This is a genomic window from Actinomadura sp. SCN-SB (assembly GCF_043906805.1).
In the GTDB taxonomy this organism is placed as follows: Bacteria; Actinomycetota; Actinomycetes; order Streptosporangiales; family Streptosporangiaceae; genus Spirillospora.
The window spans coordinates 22408-35761 of the sequence record NZ_JBIMPP010000060.1 but is presented as its reverse complement, the minus strand read 5'-3'; the positions used below and the strand labels follow the sequence as shown (position 1 = coordinate 35761).

At 71.0% G+C, this 13354-nt stretch carries 28 protein-coding genes; 27 read left to right on the top strand and 1 reads right to left on the bottom strand.

Translation table 11 applies throughout. The annotated features are described in order from the left end of the window. Positions 1-63: 63 nt before the first annotated feature. From ACGWYJ_RS30110 to ACGWYJ_RS30000, 23 genes are read left to right on the top strand one after another with little or no spacing between them, the layout of a single operon-like run. Entirely contained in the window at positions 64-1182 is a 1119-nt protein-coding gene (locus ACGWYJ_RS30110; RefSeq protein ID WP_395109818.1) for a DNA-methyltransferase, read from the top strand. Further along, the gene (locus tag ACGWYJ_RS30105; protein ID WP_395109817.1) at positions 1179-1355 is read left to right on the top strand and encodes a hypothetical protein; all 177 of its coding nucleotides are present in this window, start codon (positions 1179-1181) and stop codon (positions 1353-1355) included. Before ACGWYJ_RS30110 ends, ACGWYJ_RS30105 begins: the two co-directional genes overlap by 4 nt. Then, positions 1352-1606 carry a hypothetical protein gene (locus ACGWYJ_RS30100; protein WP_395109816.1) on the top strand — a complete coding sequence of 85 codons (255 nt, stop codon included), beginning with the start codon at positions 1352-1354 and terminating at the stop codon, positions 1604-1606. The genes ACGWYJ_RS30105 and ACGWYJ_RS30100 overlap by 4 nt, the downstream gene beginning before the upstream one ends. After that, complete coding sequence (locus tag ACGWYJ_RS30095) at positions 1591-2121, top strand: hypothetical protein (protein ID WP_395109815.1); 531 nt, start codon at positions 1591-1593, stop codon at positions 2119-2121. The genes ACGWYJ_RS30100 and ACGWYJ_RS30095 overlap by 16 nt, the downstream gene beginning before the upstream one ends. Continuing rightward, the gene (locus ACGWYJ_RS30090; RefSeq protein ID WP_395109814.1) at positions 2108-2494 is read left to right on the top strand and encodes a hypothetical protein; all 387 of its coding nucleotides are present in this window, start codon (positions 2108-2110) and stop codon (positions 2492-2494) included. Before ACGWYJ_RS30095 ends, ACGWYJ_RS30090 begins: the two co-directional genes overlap by 14 nt. A 5-nt stretch (positions 2495-2499) precedes the next feature. After that, positions 2500-2844, top strand: coding sequence for a hypothetical protein (locus tag ACGWYJ_RS30085; RefSeq protein WP_395109813.1), 345 nt, complete (start codon positions 2500-2502; stop codon positions 2842-2844). Then, positions 2841-2978, top strand: a complete 138-nt coding sequence (locus ACGWYJ_RS30080; protein ID WP_395109812.1) for a hypothetical protein — start codon at positions 2841-2843, stop codon at positions 2976-2978. Before ACGWYJ_RS30085 ends, ACGWYJ_RS30080 begins: the two co-directional genes overlap by 4 nt. 16 nt (positions 2979-2994) lie before the next feature. Continuing rightward, positions 2995-3120, top strand: a complete 126-nt coding sequence (locus ACGWYJ_RS30075) for a hypothetical protein (RefSeq protein WP_395109811.1) — start codon at positions 2995-2997, stop codon at positions 3118-3120. Beyond that, positions 3110-3892 carry a helix-turn-helix domain-containing protein gene (locus ACGWYJ_RS30070; protein ID WP_395109810.1) on the top strand — a complete coding sequence of 261 codons (783 nt, stop codon included), beginning with the start codon at positions 3110-3112 and terminating at the stop codon, positions 3890-3892. Before ACGWYJ_RS30075 ends, ACGWYJ_RS30070 begins: the two co-directional genes overlap by 11 nt. Beyond that, positions 3889-4305: a hypothetical protein gene (locus tag ACGWYJ_RS30065; RefSeq protein WP_395109809.1), complete on the top strand. Its 417-nt coding sequence runs from the start codon at positions 3889-3891 to the stop codon at positions 4303-4305. Before ACGWYJ_RS30070 ends, ACGWYJ_RS30065 begins: the two co-directional genes overlap by 4 nt. Continuing rightward, a complete protein-coding gene (locus tag ACGWYJ_RS30060; protein WP_395109808.1) occupies positions 4302-5111 on the top strand; it encodes a DNA-methyltransferase in 810 nt (269 codons plus the stop codon). Before ACGWYJ_RS30065 ends, ACGWYJ_RS30060 begins: the two co-directional genes overlap by 4 nt. Beyond that, positions 5108-5392 carry a hypothetical protein gene (locus tag ACGWYJ_RS30055; RefSeq protein WP_395109807.1) on the top strand — a complete coding sequence of 95 codons (285 nt, stop codon included), beginning with the start codon at positions 5108-5110 and terminating at the stop codon, positions 5390-5392. Before ACGWYJ_RS30060 ends, ACGWYJ_RS30055 begins: the two co-directional genes overlap by 4 nt. Then, positions 5385-5720, top strand: coding sequence for a hypothetical protein (locus tag ACGWYJ_RS30050; protein WP_395109806.1), 336 nt, complete (start codon positions 5385-5387; stop codon positions 5718-5720). Before ACGWYJ_RS30055 ends, ACGWYJ_RS30050 begins: the two co-directional genes overlap by 8 nt. Beyond that, positions 5717-5983 (top strand): hypothetical protein, encoded by a 267-nt coding sequence (locus tag ACGWYJ_RS30045; RefSeq protein ID WP_395109805.1) that lies wholly within the window; start codon positions 5717-5719, stop codon positions 5981-5983. Before ACGWYJ_RS30050 ends, ACGWYJ_RS30045 begins: the two co-directional genes overlap by 4 nt. Continuing rightward, positions 5980-6174, top strand: a complete 195-nt coding sequence (locus tag ACGWYJ_RS30040) for a hypothetical protein (RefSeq protein ID WP_395109804.1) — start codon at positions 5980-5982, stop codon at positions 6172-6174. Before ACGWYJ_RS30045 ends, ACGWYJ_RS30040 begins: the two co-directional genes overlap by 4 nt. Further along, positions 6171-6599, top strand: a complete 429-nt coding sequence (locus ACGWYJ_RS30035; protein ID WP_395109803.1) for a hypothetical protein — start codon at positions 6171-6173, stop codon at positions 6597-6599. Before ACGWYJ_RS30040 ends, ACGWYJ_RS30035 begins: the two co-directional genes overlap by 4 nt. Then, entirely contained in the window at positions 6596-6760 is a 165-nt protein-coding gene (locus tag ACGWYJ_RS30030; RefSeq protein WP_395109802.1) for a hypothetical protein, read from the top strand. The genes ACGWYJ_RS30035 and ACGWYJ_RS30030 overlap by 4 nt, the downstream gene beginning before the upstream one ends. Then, positions 6757-6981, top strand: a complete 225-nt coding sequence (locus ACGWYJ_RS30025) for a hypothetical protein (RefSeq protein ID WP_395109801.1) — start codon at positions 6757-6759, stop codon at positions 6979-6981. The genes ACGWYJ_RS30030 and ACGWYJ_RS30025 overlap by 4 nt, the downstream gene beginning before the upstream one ends. Beyond that, positions 6978-7622, top strand: coding sequence for a hypothetical protein (locus ACGWYJ_RS30020; RefSeq protein ID WP_395109800.1), 645 nt, complete (start codon positions 6978-6980; stop codon positions 7620-7622). The genes ACGWYJ_RS30025 and ACGWYJ_RS30020 overlap by 4 nt, the downstream gene beginning before the upstream one ends. A 17-nt stretch (positions 7623-7639) precedes the next feature. After that, complete coding sequence (locus tag ACGWYJ_RS30015; RefSeq protein WP_395109799.1) at positions 7640-7870, top strand: hypothetical protein; 231 nt, start codon at positions 7640-7642, stop codon at positions 7868-7870. Continuing rightward, positions 7867-8223 (top strand): hypothetical protein, encoded by a 357-nt coding sequence (locus ACGWYJ_RS30010; protein WP_395109798.1) that lies wholly within the window; start codon positions 7867-7869, stop codon positions 8221-8223. The genes ACGWYJ_RS30015 and ACGWYJ_RS30010 overlap by 4 nt, the downstream gene beginning before the upstream one ends. Next, positions 8220-8351, top strand: a complete 132-nt coding sequence (locus tag ACGWYJ_RS30005) for a hypothetical protein (protein WP_395109797.1) — start codon at positions 8220-8222, stop codon at positions 8349-8351. The genes ACGWYJ_RS30010 and ACGWYJ_RS30005 overlap by 4 nt, the downstream gene beginning before the upstream one ends. Beyond that, the gene (locus ACGWYJ_RS30000) at positions 8351-8575 is read left to right on the top strand and encodes a hypothetical protein (protein WP_395109796.1); all 225 of its coding nucleotides are present in this window, start codon (positions 8351-8353) and stop codon (positions 8573-8575) included. Before ACGWYJ_RS30005 ends, ACGWYJ_RS30000 begins: the two co-directional genes overlap by 1 nt. Before the next feature lie 204 nt (positions 8576-8779). Here ACGWYJ_RS30000 and ACGWYJ_RS29995 read toward each other — a convergent pair whose 3' ends face one another. Next, entirely contained in the window at positions 8780-8983 is a 204-nt protein-coding gene (locus tag ACGWYJ_RS29995; RefSeq protein WP_395109795.1) for a hypothetical protein, read from the bottom strand. A gap of 446 nt (positions 8984-9429) precedes the next feature. Between ACGWYJ_RS29995 and ACGWYJ_RS29990 the strand changes: the two genes are divergently transcribed. From ACGWYJ_RS29990 to ACGWYJ_RS29975, 4 genes are read left to right on the top strand one after another with little or no spacing between them, the layout of a single operon-like run. Beyond that, the gene (locus ACGWYJ_RS29990) at positions 9430-9846 is read left to right on the top strand and encodes a hypothetical protein (protein ID WP_395109794.1); all 417 of its coding nucleotides are present in this window, start codon (positions 9430-9432) and stop codon (positions 9844-9846) included. Continuing rightward, the gene (locus ACGWYJ_RS29985; protein ID WP_395109793.1) at positions 9839-11308 is read left to right on the top strand and encodes a hypothetical protein; all 1470 of its coding nucleotides are present in this window, start codon (positions 9839-9841) and stop codon (positions 11306-11308) included. The genes ACGWYJ_RS29990 and ACGWYJ_RS29985 overlap by 8 nt, the downstream gene beginning before the upstream one ends. Continuing rightward, on the top strand, positions 11305-12525 hold the full coding sequence (locus ACGWYJ_RS29980; protein WP_395109792.1) for a phage portal protein: 1221 nt from the start codon (positions 11305-11307) through the stop codon (positions 12523-12525). The genes ACGWYJ_RS29985 and ACGWYJ_RS29980 overlap by 4 nt, the downstream gene beginning before the upstream one ends. Beyond that, the gene (locus tag ACGWYJ_RS29975; RefSeq protein WP_395109791.1) at positions 12522-13199 is read left to right on the top strand and encodes an HK97 family phage prohead protease; all 678 of its coding nucleotides are present in this window, start codon (positions 12522-12524) and stop codon (positions 13197-13199) included. Before ACGWYJ_RS29980 ends, ACGWYJ_RS29975 begins: the two co-directional genes overlap by 4 nt. Positions 13200-13354 lie beyond the last annotated feature (155 nt).

Sequence of the window (13354 nt, the reverse complement as noted above, 5' to 3'; positions counted from 1 at the left end):
CGGCGCCGTCCTCAACGAGGCGGCCCGCCGCGCGAGCCGCTATTGGGCACGCAGGTGGCTGCCATGACCCCCTACTACGACGACGGCACGGTCGCGCTCTATCTCGGCGACTGCCTGGACGTGCTGCGCACCCTGCCGGACGCCTCCGCCGACGCCGTGGTCACCGACCCGCCCGCAGGCATCGCGTTCATGGGGCGTGAGTGGGACGGCGACCGCGGCGGACGCGGCCAGTGGACCGGCTGGCTCGCCCAGCGCCTCGCCGAGGCGGCGCGGGTCCTGCGGCCGGGCGCGCACGCGCTGGTGTGGGCGCTGCCCCGCACCTCGCACTGGACGGCCACGGCCATCGACGACGCCGGGTTGGAGATCCGCGACTGCATCACGCACCTGTTCGGCTCGGGCTTCCCCAAACACAAGGGCGCGCTCAAGCCCGCCGCCGAGCATTGGTGGCTGGCGCGCCGCCCGCTGTGCGGGACGGTGGCCGCCAACGTGGCCGAGCACGGCACCGGCGCCCTCAGCATCGACGCTTGCCGGATCCCGACCAGCGCCGCCGACGCCGAAGCCATGAAGCGCGCCAACACGCCCGGCAGCCACCGAATGAAGGCCGGGGCCAGCCCGATCGGCACGTTCACCCGCAGTTCCCCCTCAGGGGCACTGGACACCACACAGGGCCGCTGGCCGACCAACGTCGTCATCTCGCATCTGCCCGAATGCGGGGCCGAGGACGGGACGCCATGCGCGGAGGGGTGCGCGGTCGCCGAACTCGATCGGCAGAGCGGCCCAAGCGTGAGCCGCATCGGCAAACCGCGTGGCGCTGCCGCTGGCGACGGCTGGGGAATGACCAAGACTGGGGCAGAGTACGCCGACGTCGGCGGCGCATCCCGGTTCTTCCCCGTCTTCCGCTACGCGGCCAAGGCTCCAGCCGCTGAACGCCCCCGCCTACCGGACGGCACCACCTGGCCCACCGTCAAACCCCTCGCCCTCATGCGATGGCTCGTCCGCCTCGTCACCCCACCCGGCGGACAGCTTATCGACCCGTTCGCCGGGTCCGGTGCCACCGGCGAAGCCGCCCTGATCGAAGGGGTCCGGTGCCTGCTCATCGACTCCGACCCCCAAGCCGCCGAACTGGCCAAGACGCGGCTGGCCCGGCCGATCGCGCCCGTCCTGGACCTGGAGGCGCCGTGATCCGCCTCGACCGCCTCACCCGCGCCGACCTCGACCGGCCCATCACCGGCCTGTACATGCTCGCCGGCGCACTGCCCGCACCCACCCGGCCCGACGCCGCCGCGCTCGACCTCGCCCAGCGCCTCACCCGGCAGACACACCGGCTGCCCGACCCCGCACAGGAGGACCGGTGACACCCCGCACCCGGCAGCAGGTCACCCTGCCCATCACGCCCGCCCTCCTACGCGCCACCGCCGCCCACTGGACCGCCCTGGCCGCAGAGCAGCAGCGCATCTACCACCTGGGCACCGGCCGCACCGACAACCCCGGCCTGTGGCACGACATCGCGCTGACCGCCCAGGGACGCGCCCGCCAACTGGAGGACTGCGCAGCCGACCTGATGGCCCTCGCCCAAGACCTGGAGACCGCATGCAACCCCGAGTGATCGGCCTGGACCTCTCGCTCACCGCGACGGGCATGGCCCTGCCCGACGGATCCCTGGACGTCATCGTCCCGGCCAAGGGACTGACCGGCGTCGCCCGGCTCCAAGCGATCCGCGCCGAGATCTTCCGCCGCATCCTTCCGCCCGCCACCGACCTCGCCGTCATCGAGGGCCCCGCCTACTCCCGCGCCGCTGGCGCCGGACACCACGAGGCCGCCGGGCTGTGGTGGCTCGTCGTATACGAGATGACCGCCCGCGGCGTGCACCACGCCATCGTGCCACCCACCACCCTCAAGCGGTACGCAACCGGCAAGGGCACCGCCACCAAGGCCGACATGCGCATGGCGCTGTACCGCCGGGAGGACCGCGACGTCCGCGACGACAACATGGTCGACGCGCGCTGGCTCGCCCTCATGGGCCTGGATCACCTCGGCCACCCGCTGGTCGAGGTGCCCAAGACCCACCGTGACGCCCTGGCCAAGGTCGCATGGCCGGAGGTGACCCGTGGCACTGCCTGAACAGATCGCCGCCGCCGACACCCACGCCCGGCGCCCCGCCGGGATCGGCGCCCTCGCCGAAGCACGCGCCGAAGCACTCCTCGGCAGCGCACACCTGGACGTGGAGCGGGACGAGGCCGACCTTGCCACACGGGCCGTGCACCGCCTCGCCGGACCGGACGCGCCGCTCATCCTCCAAGCGCTCGGCCTCACCGGCCCGCCACCCACGCCCGACCCCGGGCCGCCCCCGCAGACCACACCGGCCAAGCGGTGCCGCCGCTGCGGCGAGGTCAAGCCCTTGACCGGCTTCTACGCCGACCGGCGCCGGGCCGACGGGCACGGCTCCTACTGCAAACCGTGCAAGAAGATCCTGATCCGCCAGGCACGCAGGTGACCCCGGTGAGCCCCGACGATCTCGACCTGCTGGCCGCGCAGATGGCCGCCACCGTCGCCCCCGCCCTCGTCACCGCCGTCCACCACGACGACGCCCGCATGGTCGAGCAGTTGCTGTCGGGCCTGGACCGGCAACGCCTGTACGCGCTGGCCGTCGTCCTGGCCGCCCAGTCCCCGCAGGTGGAGCCCAGGCGGCGCGAGCAGACCAGACGCGCCGCCCGGCTGGAGGACTACCTGTGGTGCCGCCAGACCGGCGCGTCCATTGAGGAGGCCGCCATCCGCGTCGGCATCAGGCCCGGCGTGGCCCGCAAGCATTTCGAGCCCTACCTGAAAGAGATCACCGCAGCATGACCGACGACTGGATCAGCGCCGAGACCGAAGGCAAGGAAGCCGACTTCCGCGGCATCCTCGCCATGCACGCCACCAACCTGGCCAACGGCCGCCCCGGCATGACGCTGCCCGACGAGTACCCCGGAGGCGTGTGAATTGTCGGGGCGCCTGGTGGGTGAGGTCATCGACTGGCTGCAAACGCCGCCGGCCGAGGGCCTCACCATGGCCGAGCGGATGGTGCTGCTCGTTCGGGCGCGGCTGCGCCGGGCATGGGAGGGGGTGCCGCGTGAGCGTTGAGGCGATCTCCTGGGTGCTGAATGAGGCTCCCGACGTGCCCCCGTCGATGGTGAGCACGCTTATCGGAATCGCTAATCACGCGATGCCGGATGGGCGTAATGCCTATCCGAGCCAGCCGACGCTCGCCAGGTATACGCGGAAAAGTGAGCGTCAGGTGCGGCGGGACCTGGCCGAGCTGCAGCGGCTTGGTCTCATCCGCAAAGGCGACCAGCGCATTGTCGAACACCTTCCTCCGGACCGCCGCCCGGTGGTTTATGACCTCGTCATGACCACCCGTAGTGATCTTGACGGGTGGTCATCCACGTCCGCCCGGTCACCCATGACCGAGCGGGGGGACGTGGATGACCGCCCCGGGCGGTCATCCACGTCCGCCAAACCGTCCTATGAACCGTCCAGAACCGTCCCCGCCCCCAACGCGCGCGCGCGCGAGACGCGCACCCACCCCCCGGCGGCGCGCCCACGGCCTGACGGCCTCACCGAGATCCCCGACGATTTCAAGCCCACCGATTCCATGCGCCGCTGGGCCGTGGCCACCTACGGCACGGCCGTCGACATCGAATACGAGACCGCACAATTCATCTCCCATTTCCGATCCACCGGCGCCCGCCGCAAATCCTGGCCCGACGCCTGGCAGAAATGGATCCGCCAATCGGCGAAAAAACCGATACGGCCCGCCGCCAGCGTCGTCCCCATCGACCGCCGCCAGCAGGCCACCAACGAATTGTTCGACCGCGCCATGCGACGCGCCATAGCCCGCGAGGAGACCCAGTGACGCCGCGAGAGGCCGTCTTGCTCACCCGCTACGTCAAGGCGTGCTGCCCTGGGCAGCAGATCGACGAGTACACCCCCGACGCCTGGCACGACATCCTCGGCGCCCTGGAGCTGGCCGACTGCCGGGAGGCCGTGCGCACCATCGCCGCCCGGCAGCCGTTCGTGGCGCCCGCAGAGATCGCTGCCGAGGTGAAGCGGGTGCGGGCCGAGCGGCTGTACGACTTCCAGTACGTCCCCGTGCCCGGCGACGAGAACACGGCCGTGTACCTGGCCGCCCTGCGCGAGCAGCGCGAAGCCGTCGCGTCCGGCCGCCGCGAACCCGCCCCCGCCCTGCCGCCCGGCGCCGACCGCTCGCAGGAGCTGCGACAGCTCACCGCGAGGGCGTTCCGCCGTCCCGGTAAGGAGCCTGCATGAGCCACACCCGTCAAGGGGTCCGCCCAATGACCCCCTACTACAACCGCGACGGCGTAACGCTCTACCAGGGCGACGCGCTCGCCATCCTGCGCGATCTGCCCGGCGCCTGCGCGGACGCCGTCATAGCCGACCCGCCCTACAGCAGCGGCGGCCTGTTCCGCGGCGACCGCACCACCCGGGACACCGCGACCAAGTACGTCCACACGGGCGCCGCACTGGCCGGGCCGGCGTTCACCGGCGACAACCGCGACCAGCGCTCATACCTGGCCTGGTGCTCGCTGTGGCTGGCCGAGTGCCTGCGCGTCGCCAAGCCCGGGGCGCTGCTGGTGGTGTTCACCGACTGGCGGCAACTGCCCACCACCACCGACGCCGTACAAGCGGGCGGCTGGATCTGGCGCGGCATCATCCCCTGGACCAAGCCCCTGGGCCGCTGCCGCCCCGTCAAAGGCGGGTTCTGGCAGCAGGCCGAATACGGCGTATGGGCGTCAGCGGGCCCGCTCCGCAAGGAACCCGACTACGCGCCCTGCTTGGTCGGCCACGTCAACGCCGCCTCGCCGCACCGCTCGGAACGGGTGCACATCACCGAGAAGCCCCGCGAAGTGTTCGACCTGTGCGCACAGGCCGCGCCACCCGGCGGGACGATCCTGGACCCGTTCGTCGGCGGCGGCGGGATGCTCGTGGCCGCCCGGCGCGCGGGCCGGTCCGCGATCGGTATCGAGCTGAGCCCGGACTACTGCGCCGCCGCCGTCGAACACCTCGCCCGCGGCGAGCGGCAGGGCGACCAGACCTCGCTGGAGTTGGCATGACTACCCCCGCACCCCGCCCCGGCATGACCGACCGTGACCCGACCTTGCAGGCCGAGATGGACCGCGCCGCCGCCGAACTCGCCCGCCGCATCCGCCCGTGGGCCACCGGCATGGCCGACCCCGACTCCTTCGCCCGCCGGTTCGTGGAGGACCTGCACGCCGAAGGATGGTGGCCCCACCCCCGGCCGCTGCCGATCGCGCCGAAGGGACCGCCGTCCCCGCCCAACACCGAGTGGCGCCGAGCCGCCGCCAAGATCCGAGGAGAGAGCACCGATGCCTGAGCCCGTCGTCACCGTCACCCACACGATCATGGATGGCCCGGTCGTGCGCTGGTACCGCGACCTGACCGCCGCCGAGCTGAATAGCTGCCTGCTGTCGGCGTCCCGTACCGGCGTGATGATCCACGGCGAGGTGTACCTGCACGACCTGCCCGCCGAGTGGATCACCGCCGCCGAACTCGCGCACAAGAGCCTGAAGGCGGGCGCCGATGTGTCCGGACTGGCGACGCACGTCGTGCTCACCGACTCCGCCGACCCGGCCAGGCCGGAGCTGCCCCCGACCCGCGACCAGTTCGCCGCCCTGCTGGACGCGATCAAGGAGGACCGGTGAGCGAGCGTCCGCACAGCGTCCTGATCCCGCACGTCCGGCGCGACGACACCCACGGCCTGATCGGCACCCGGCCGGGCTGCTGGGCGTGCGTCGAGCAGATCGGGCCCGACTACGCCCGGCCCTCAGGGGCCGGAAGCCCCGGGACGGCCACGAGCGCGCCGCTGCCGGGCGACCGCCGTCTCCAGAGTGTCCCAGGTGCCCCCCGCGCCTCTCAGGCCCCCACAGGCGCTCTCAGCGATCCGCACACCGAGGAGACCCGATGACGCACGCCGACAACATCAACGCCAACGTCGCCAAGGCCAACGACCACCTGTCCGCGATCGACGGCGGTGAGCGCCCCACGCAGGTCGTCGAGGCACGCATGGCCGTCGCGACCGTGTTCATGCTCGGCGCGCTGATCAGCGCCGTCCAGGAACTCACCGAGGAGATCCGCAAGCAGGGAGAAGCCCGATGACCACCCCGCCCCAGACCCGTCACGTGACCCTGTGCGTCACCCACCCCGGAGGGGACGGGCACCTCACCCTGGACCACCACATCCCCGTGGACGCGGCCGACGCTCTGCTGGCGCTGGTCCTGGCCGCCCCCGACACCCCGGACGGCGGCCGCCACGTCACCCTGCACGTCTCCGTCCCCGGCCGGCACCCGGTGGACTGCATCGAGGTCGACGACGCCACCGCCGACCGGGTGATCGCGGCGATGAGAGCGCACATGCCCGAGCGGACCTACGTGGACCTGCTGCGCGAACTGGTGGACCCCGACGACTGCCACTTCGACCACAACGGGTTCTGCCAGGCCCACGGCTTCAGCCCGCCATGCCCGCACGCCCAGGCCAAGACCCTGCTCGCCGCCCTCGACCAGCCCGCCAAGGAGACGCCGTGATCCACCGGCTCCTTCGCACCTACCACGGCGGCTACCACCGGCTGTGCGTCCACCGCTCGCACCGGCTGCGCCTGCCCTGCTACCGGGGCCTGACCTACGACGGCCTGTGCACCAAGCACAACAGGACCTGCTTCAACATCTGCCCGAGGGAGGCACGGTGATCACCATCCTGCTCATCTCCATCATCGCCAGCGGCTTCACGATCCACTTCGCCAGGCAGGCGCGCAAGGACTGGAAGATCGCCGAAGAGAACTGGAAGCGGGCCGAGGCCAATTGGAAGATCGCCAAGGAGAACTGGGAGCGCGCCGCCGAAACGAACAGGCAGGCCGCGCAGAACTGGGACCACCTGAACTGGAACCGGCGCGACTGGAACCGGCGTTGAGCGACCTGTGCGTCAACCACGGTGAGGACGACGCGCCCCGCGCCCTGCCCAGCCTCAGGCTGTGCGCCGGGTGCCGCGCCCGGCTGCGCAAGGACATCCACGACCTCGGCAACCTCCACAACGACCTTGAGACCGTCCTCGCCCACGGCTCCTCACCCCGCTACGGCAACCGCGTCTCCGGATCCAGCAGCGAGCCCCTGCCGATCAACCCCGCCGTCGCCGACCACCGCGACCAGATCCGCCACGACCTGGCATGGTGGGTGAGATACGTCGCCGAGGAGCGCGGACTGGCCGGCCTGCCCGACAACCGGGTGAGCGAGATCGCCGCGTGGCTCGGCACGCACGTCGACTGGATCGCCGCACACCCCGTCGCCGCCGTGGAGTGCCCTCCGGTGATGCGGGGACTGGTGGGACGCGCGCGTGCCCTCGTGGCACCCTCAGGGGCCCGCAGGATCGCCATCGGCCCCTGTCGTGGCGTGGTGGACGACCAGGCGTGTGGCGGGACGCTGTACGCGACCGTGCGGGCCGAGGACGACACCCGCGAGTCGGAGATCTACTGCGACGGGACGTGCGGCCTGTCCATGGAGCCGTCACAGTGGCGAAGGTTCGGGCGTGAATACCTGCGCCCGCAGGCTTCTTGACTAGGGAGGACGGACAGATGAGCGAAGATGGCAAAGGGCGGGACGAGTACACCTGGCTCCACGCCAGTCGTGATCTGGCGCTCAGCACTCCACTGACGCTCGGAGCAGCGGGGCGAGTCGTCTACGAGATCGAGCAGACCGCCGTCCATCCCTACGACGCGCTGCCACGCCTGATCGAGATCTTCGCCGACGGCTACAGCGTCGAAGAGCGTGCGCGTGCCATCCGCAGCCTGATGGAAGCGTCGTGAGGCCGATCGAGTTCGGCGTGATGCGTTCAGGGTTCGTGCCCGTCCCGCGTGAGGTGCTGCTGGACGCTGGCGCCATCGAACCCACCGCCGAGGAACGCGAGCAGGCCGAACGCGACGCTGCCCAGAGCCGCAAGCGTCAGGCCGAGCGCGAGCAGCGCCTAGAGGCCGCACGCCGTGCCCTGGCCGAGATCAGCGACCCGCTCACCCGCGCCATCCTCGACCTGCACGCCGAGGACGAGCGGCACGAATGCGCAGGCGACGACTTCGACGGCTACGAGTCCGAGCGCCCCGACTGGCCGTGCCGCACCGTCGAAGTCGTCGCCGCGCATCACGGGATCGGACTGCCGTCATGATTGTGGACGAGCACGGCCGCCCGATCTCGCGCCGCAAGCTGGCGTTCCTGTACTGGGCGACCTTCGCGCTGGTCGTGCTGTTCCCGGCGGCGATGCTGCTGTGGCTCATCCTGGAGATGGGCTGGTGATGACGCTCCCCACCCACGCCACCGCCCGTGAGATCGCCCGCTTCTACCGCATCCCACTCGCCACCGTCTACCGCTGGGCATCCGAGGACACCTGGCCGCGCACAGGACGCAACCCCGTCCGCTACTCCTGGGACGCCGCCGACACGTCATACGCGCGCAGACAGGCAACATACGACCGCAGCAGATTGACAGACCCCGCGACCTCGGGCGAAGATCGACCGTGATAACTAGGTGACGTGTCACCTCAGCCCCGCACGGGGCTGAGCCCCCGGGCCCCGCCAAAGCGGGGCTCACTGCTGTACAGGCCCCCTCTCTCGGGCCCGCGCCCCGGGCGGGCCGCTACCGGCCGCCTCCCGTCATGCGCCCCCGCACCTCGCGCACGACGGCACGCCACGGCCGCACAGCCCCGCCCGGGACGCGGCACAACCTCACCGGTACGTGGTCTTCGACCTGGTGAACAGCCAGTGCAGAAACCACACCACACCCCACGCCCCGCACGTGCACACCGTCAACACCAGGTGCACCGTGTGCGCGCCCCCCGTGATGCGCTTACGCGCCTGCGACGGCATCGGCGGCGGGACCGCGTAGGACGGGTACTGGATCGGGTCACCAGGGTCACGAGGCATCGCCATGCACCCCAGTGTCCGCCACCACCCACAAGATCGCGGCATATCGGCCGCGGATGGCCAACACCGGACCATTCACGCGGAGGTGAACCCGACCATGGCCAAGGCCAGCAGCACCGTCCGCGGCTACGGCACCACGCACCAGCGCCTACGCAGACGGCTACTATCGCAGGCGTACGGCCAGCCGTGCACCAGGTGCGGCCAGGTCATGGAGCACGGGCAGTCACTCGACCTCGACCACACCGACGACCGCACCGGCTACCGCGGATTCTCGCACTCCCATTGCAACAGGTCCGCCGGGGCCAAGAAACGCAACAGGCTCCGGCAGGCGGCGAGCCGGTTCCGAAGCCGCTGGTGAAATAGCCCGGTTTTTTCACGTTCGGCAGCGCGGACCCATCTCGCACTCAAAATTCTCTCCGTTGTGCTGCGGTGCGACGTTTAGGGAGGTCGCGGTGACGCGTGAGTGTGAGTCGTGCGGTCGGCCGTTTACGCCGAAGCGGTCCAACGCGCGGTTCTGCGGCAGCACGTGCCGCTCGCGGGCGCATCGCAAGCCGGGCAAGCCAGGCAAGGCCGGATCGGCCGAGGTTGTTGAGCTTGCGCCGCAGCCGGGTGATGCGGCGGCGAGCCCGCTCGTGCAGGCGGTGCGGGCCGAGCTGGAGGCCGCTGACCGGCTGGAAACGGCGTTGGGGCAGCAGGCGGTGGTGCTGGCGGGCCTGATGGGGTCGCAGTTCGACACCGGGGCGGCGAAGGCGTCGCTGTCGAGGGAGTTGCGCGCGGTGATGGATGCCGCGCTCGCTGACGCGCCGAAGGCGGCGGATCGCTTGGATGAGCTGGCGGAGCGGCGCCGGCGGAAGGCATCGGGTGGCTGAGGCTGAGCTGGTCCGGCCGGCGCATTTGTGGGTGCCGGAGCGGGCCGGGTCGTACGGGGACGAGGCGATCGACCTGGCGGAGATGGCTGGGCGGACGCTGGATGCCGAGCAGCGGCTTGCGGTGGACGCGATGCTGTCCTACGGGCCGGGTGGCCGGTGGGTGGCGTTGGAGGCCGCGGTCGTCCAAAGCCGGCAGAACGGCAAGACCTCAGGCTGCATCCTGCCGGTGGTGCTGGCGGACTTGTTCTTGTTCGACGCGGACCGGATCGTGTGGACGGCGCACCTGTTCCGGACGGCGCGGGACGCGTTCGCGGACGTGGTGCGGCTGATCGACGGGTGCGCGGACTTGTCGCGGCGGGTGAAGAAGGTCACCTACGCCAACGGCGAGGAGGCCGTCGAGCTGCACAGCGGTGCGCGGCTGGAGTTCCTGGCCCGGTCGAAGGGCGGCGGGCGTGGCCTGGGCGGTAAGCGCCTGGTGATGGACGAGGCGCTGTTCTTGTCCGCGGAGAGCATGGGTGCGCTGATCCCGACGTTGTCGGCGCGTGAGGATCCGCAGATCGTGTACGGGTCGTCGGCGGGGCTGGGGTCGAGCGATTATCTGCGGTCGCTGCGGGATCGCGGCCGCAAAGGCGGGGATCCGTCGCTGATCTGGGTGGAGTGGTGCGCGCCGGGCGGGTGGGATGACCCGCCGTGCGAGCGTGGCCGTGACTGCACGCACGCGGCGGGGGCCGAGCCGGGGTGTGCGCTGGACGATGAGTCGCTGTGGCCGCTGGCGAATCCGGCGCTGGGGCGGCGGATCACCTACGAGTATGTGCGGTCGGAGCGGCGGGCGCTGCCGGTGGCCGAATTCGGGCGGGAGCGGCTGGGCTGGTTTGACCTGCCGGAGGACGAGCAGCGGCCGATCGAGCCCGCGGACTGGGCGGCGTGCTTTGTGGACTTGCCTGAGCGGCCGGAGGGGACGCCGTGCTTCTTCATCGACTGCTCGCCGGGCCTGTCGTCGGCCAGTATCAGCGCGGCGGTGTTGCGTGAGGGCCGTCCTCATCTGGAGCTGGCGGACTATCGGGCCGGCGCGGCGTGGTTGGAGGGCCCTGGGGGGCGTGTGAAGGAGCTGGCGGACCGGTATCCGGGGGCGAGGTTCGCGGCGTTCGCGGCCGGGGCGGTGTCGGCGCTGCTGCCGGGCCTGGAGGAGCTGGGGATCCGGGTGGAGTTGTTCACCGCGCAGGACATGGGCCGGGCGTGCGGGCACCTGGAGAAGCTGGTGGCGACGCGCGGCATCACCCATGACGGGCGGCCGGAGTACGAGGCGGCGCTGGCGGGCGCGGTGAAGCGGTTCGTGGGTGACGACCTGTGGACGTGGTCGCGGCGCAAGTCGGCGGATATCTCCCCGATCGTGTCGGCGACGGGCGCGGCGTGGCTGCTGGAGACACAACCGGCATACGACCTGTTGGGGAGCGTGTGGTGAGGTGGCCGTGGCGGCGCCGCGTCGAGCAGCGCGCTATTACGTCGGTGCCGTGGGAGCAGGGTGGTCCGGCGGCGCCCGCGCAGGTGGACGTGCAGCGGGCGCTTCAGCTTGCGCCCGTGTACGCTGCGGGCCGGCTGCTGGCGTCGTCGGTGGCGTCGCTGCCGTTGCAGACCTACCGGCGGTCGGGTAGTGCCAGGGTCAAGCTGGAGCGTGTCCCGGACCTGTTCTGGAATCCCAGCGTGCAGGGGACCTTGTACGACTGGCTGTTCCGCGCGGTGACGTCCATGGTGTACCGGGGTAACGCGGTCGGGCTAGTCACGGCGCGGGACGACTTCGAGTTCCCGACGATGGTGGAGTGGCTGAACCCGGACGAGGTGCACGTCCAGGACGATCAGATGTTCGGTCCCGGGTCGTTCACCGACCCGATCTGGTATTGGCAGGGCCGCGTCGTCCCGGCCGAGGACATCGTCCACATCCCGTGGTTCACGCTGCCGGGCCGGGTGTGGGGCCTGTCGCCGTTGCAGGCGTTCGCGGCGACGGTGTCGACGGGCCTTGCGGCGCAGCAGTTCAGCCAGGACTGGTTCGCCGCGGGCGGGGTGCCGCCAGCCACGTTCCGCAACACCGAGCAGACGGTGGATCAGAAGGACGCCAACGTCATCAAGGCGCGGCTGACGTCGGCGATCCGGTCGCGTCAGCCGATCGTGTACGGCCGGGATTGGGAGTTCGAGCCGATCTCGGTGTCTCCGAATGAGGCGAAGTTCGTGGAGACGATGCGGCTGTCGGCGACGCAGATCGCGAACGTGTACGGCATTCCGCCGGAGATGCTCGGCGGCGAGTCCGGCGCGAGCATGACCTACGCCAACACCGAGATGCAGGCGATTCAGTTCTTGCAGTTCACGCTGCTGCCGTGGCTGACCAAGCTGGAGTCGGCGTTTAATCGGCTGCTGCCGTCCTCGCAGTACGTGCGGTTCAACGCCGATGCGCTGATCCGCGCGGACTCCAGCACGCGGTGGGCGAACTACAAGACGGCGCGGGAGATCGGCGTGCTGTCGCGCGATGAGATCCGGGCGCTGGAGGACATGGCGCCGCTGCCCGACGGCCAGGGCGCCGGTTACGAGCCGCTGAAGGCCGGGGCGGAGCCGTCGCCGGCGGCCGGGGATGGCAATGGGGAGGGCGCCGTGGTGCCGCTACGTGTGACCGGAAGGACAGGACAGTGACGATCGAGCTGGAGCGCCGGTTCACCGCGGTGCCAGTGGAGGTGCGGGCGGATGGTGAGCGCCGCCGCATCGGCGGGTACGCCGCCATTTTCAACCGCTACTCGCAGAACCTGGGCGGGTTCGTCGAGGTCGTGGAGCGCAGCGCGTTCAACAAGAGCCGCGGGGACGGCTGGCCGGACGTGATCGCCCGGTACAACCACGACGACAACATGCTGCTGGGCAGCACCGGCGGCGGGACGCTTCATCTGTCGGTGGACGACACGGGCCTGACCTACGACGTGGATCCGCCGTCCTCGCGAGCCGACATCGTGGAGCTGGTGGCGCGCGGCGACGTCCGCAAGAGCTCGTTCGCGTTCCGGGTGATGCCCGAGGGCGACGAGTGGGGCGTAAACGACCAGGGGTTCCCGACGCGCCGCCTGCACAGCGTTCAGCTCATCGACGTGGCGCCGGTGAACACCCCGGCCTACACCGACACCTCGGCGTCGATGCGGTCGCTGGCGGCGCACGTGGGCGCCGATGTGGAAGAGGTCCGCAAGCTCGCCGAGGCCGACGAGCTGCGCAAGTTCTTCGTGCGCACCGACAGGTCCGGTAAGCCGGTCAAGAAGGAGAAGCGCACGTTCGGGCCGGCCGCGGCGGCGGCGCTGCTGGCCCGCCGGTCCGACCCCTGGGCGTAAGTCCAGGGTCTATTCCAGGGGCCACTGGCAGGCATCAGCCACCGGTGGTCGCCCTGCCCTGCGGTAGCGCAGGCCCGGGGACAAGCGGATTTGTCGAGCCCGCCGGGTGACAGCGGGTCGGGGTAGCCATCCAGCACCTCGCAGCCATGCAAGCG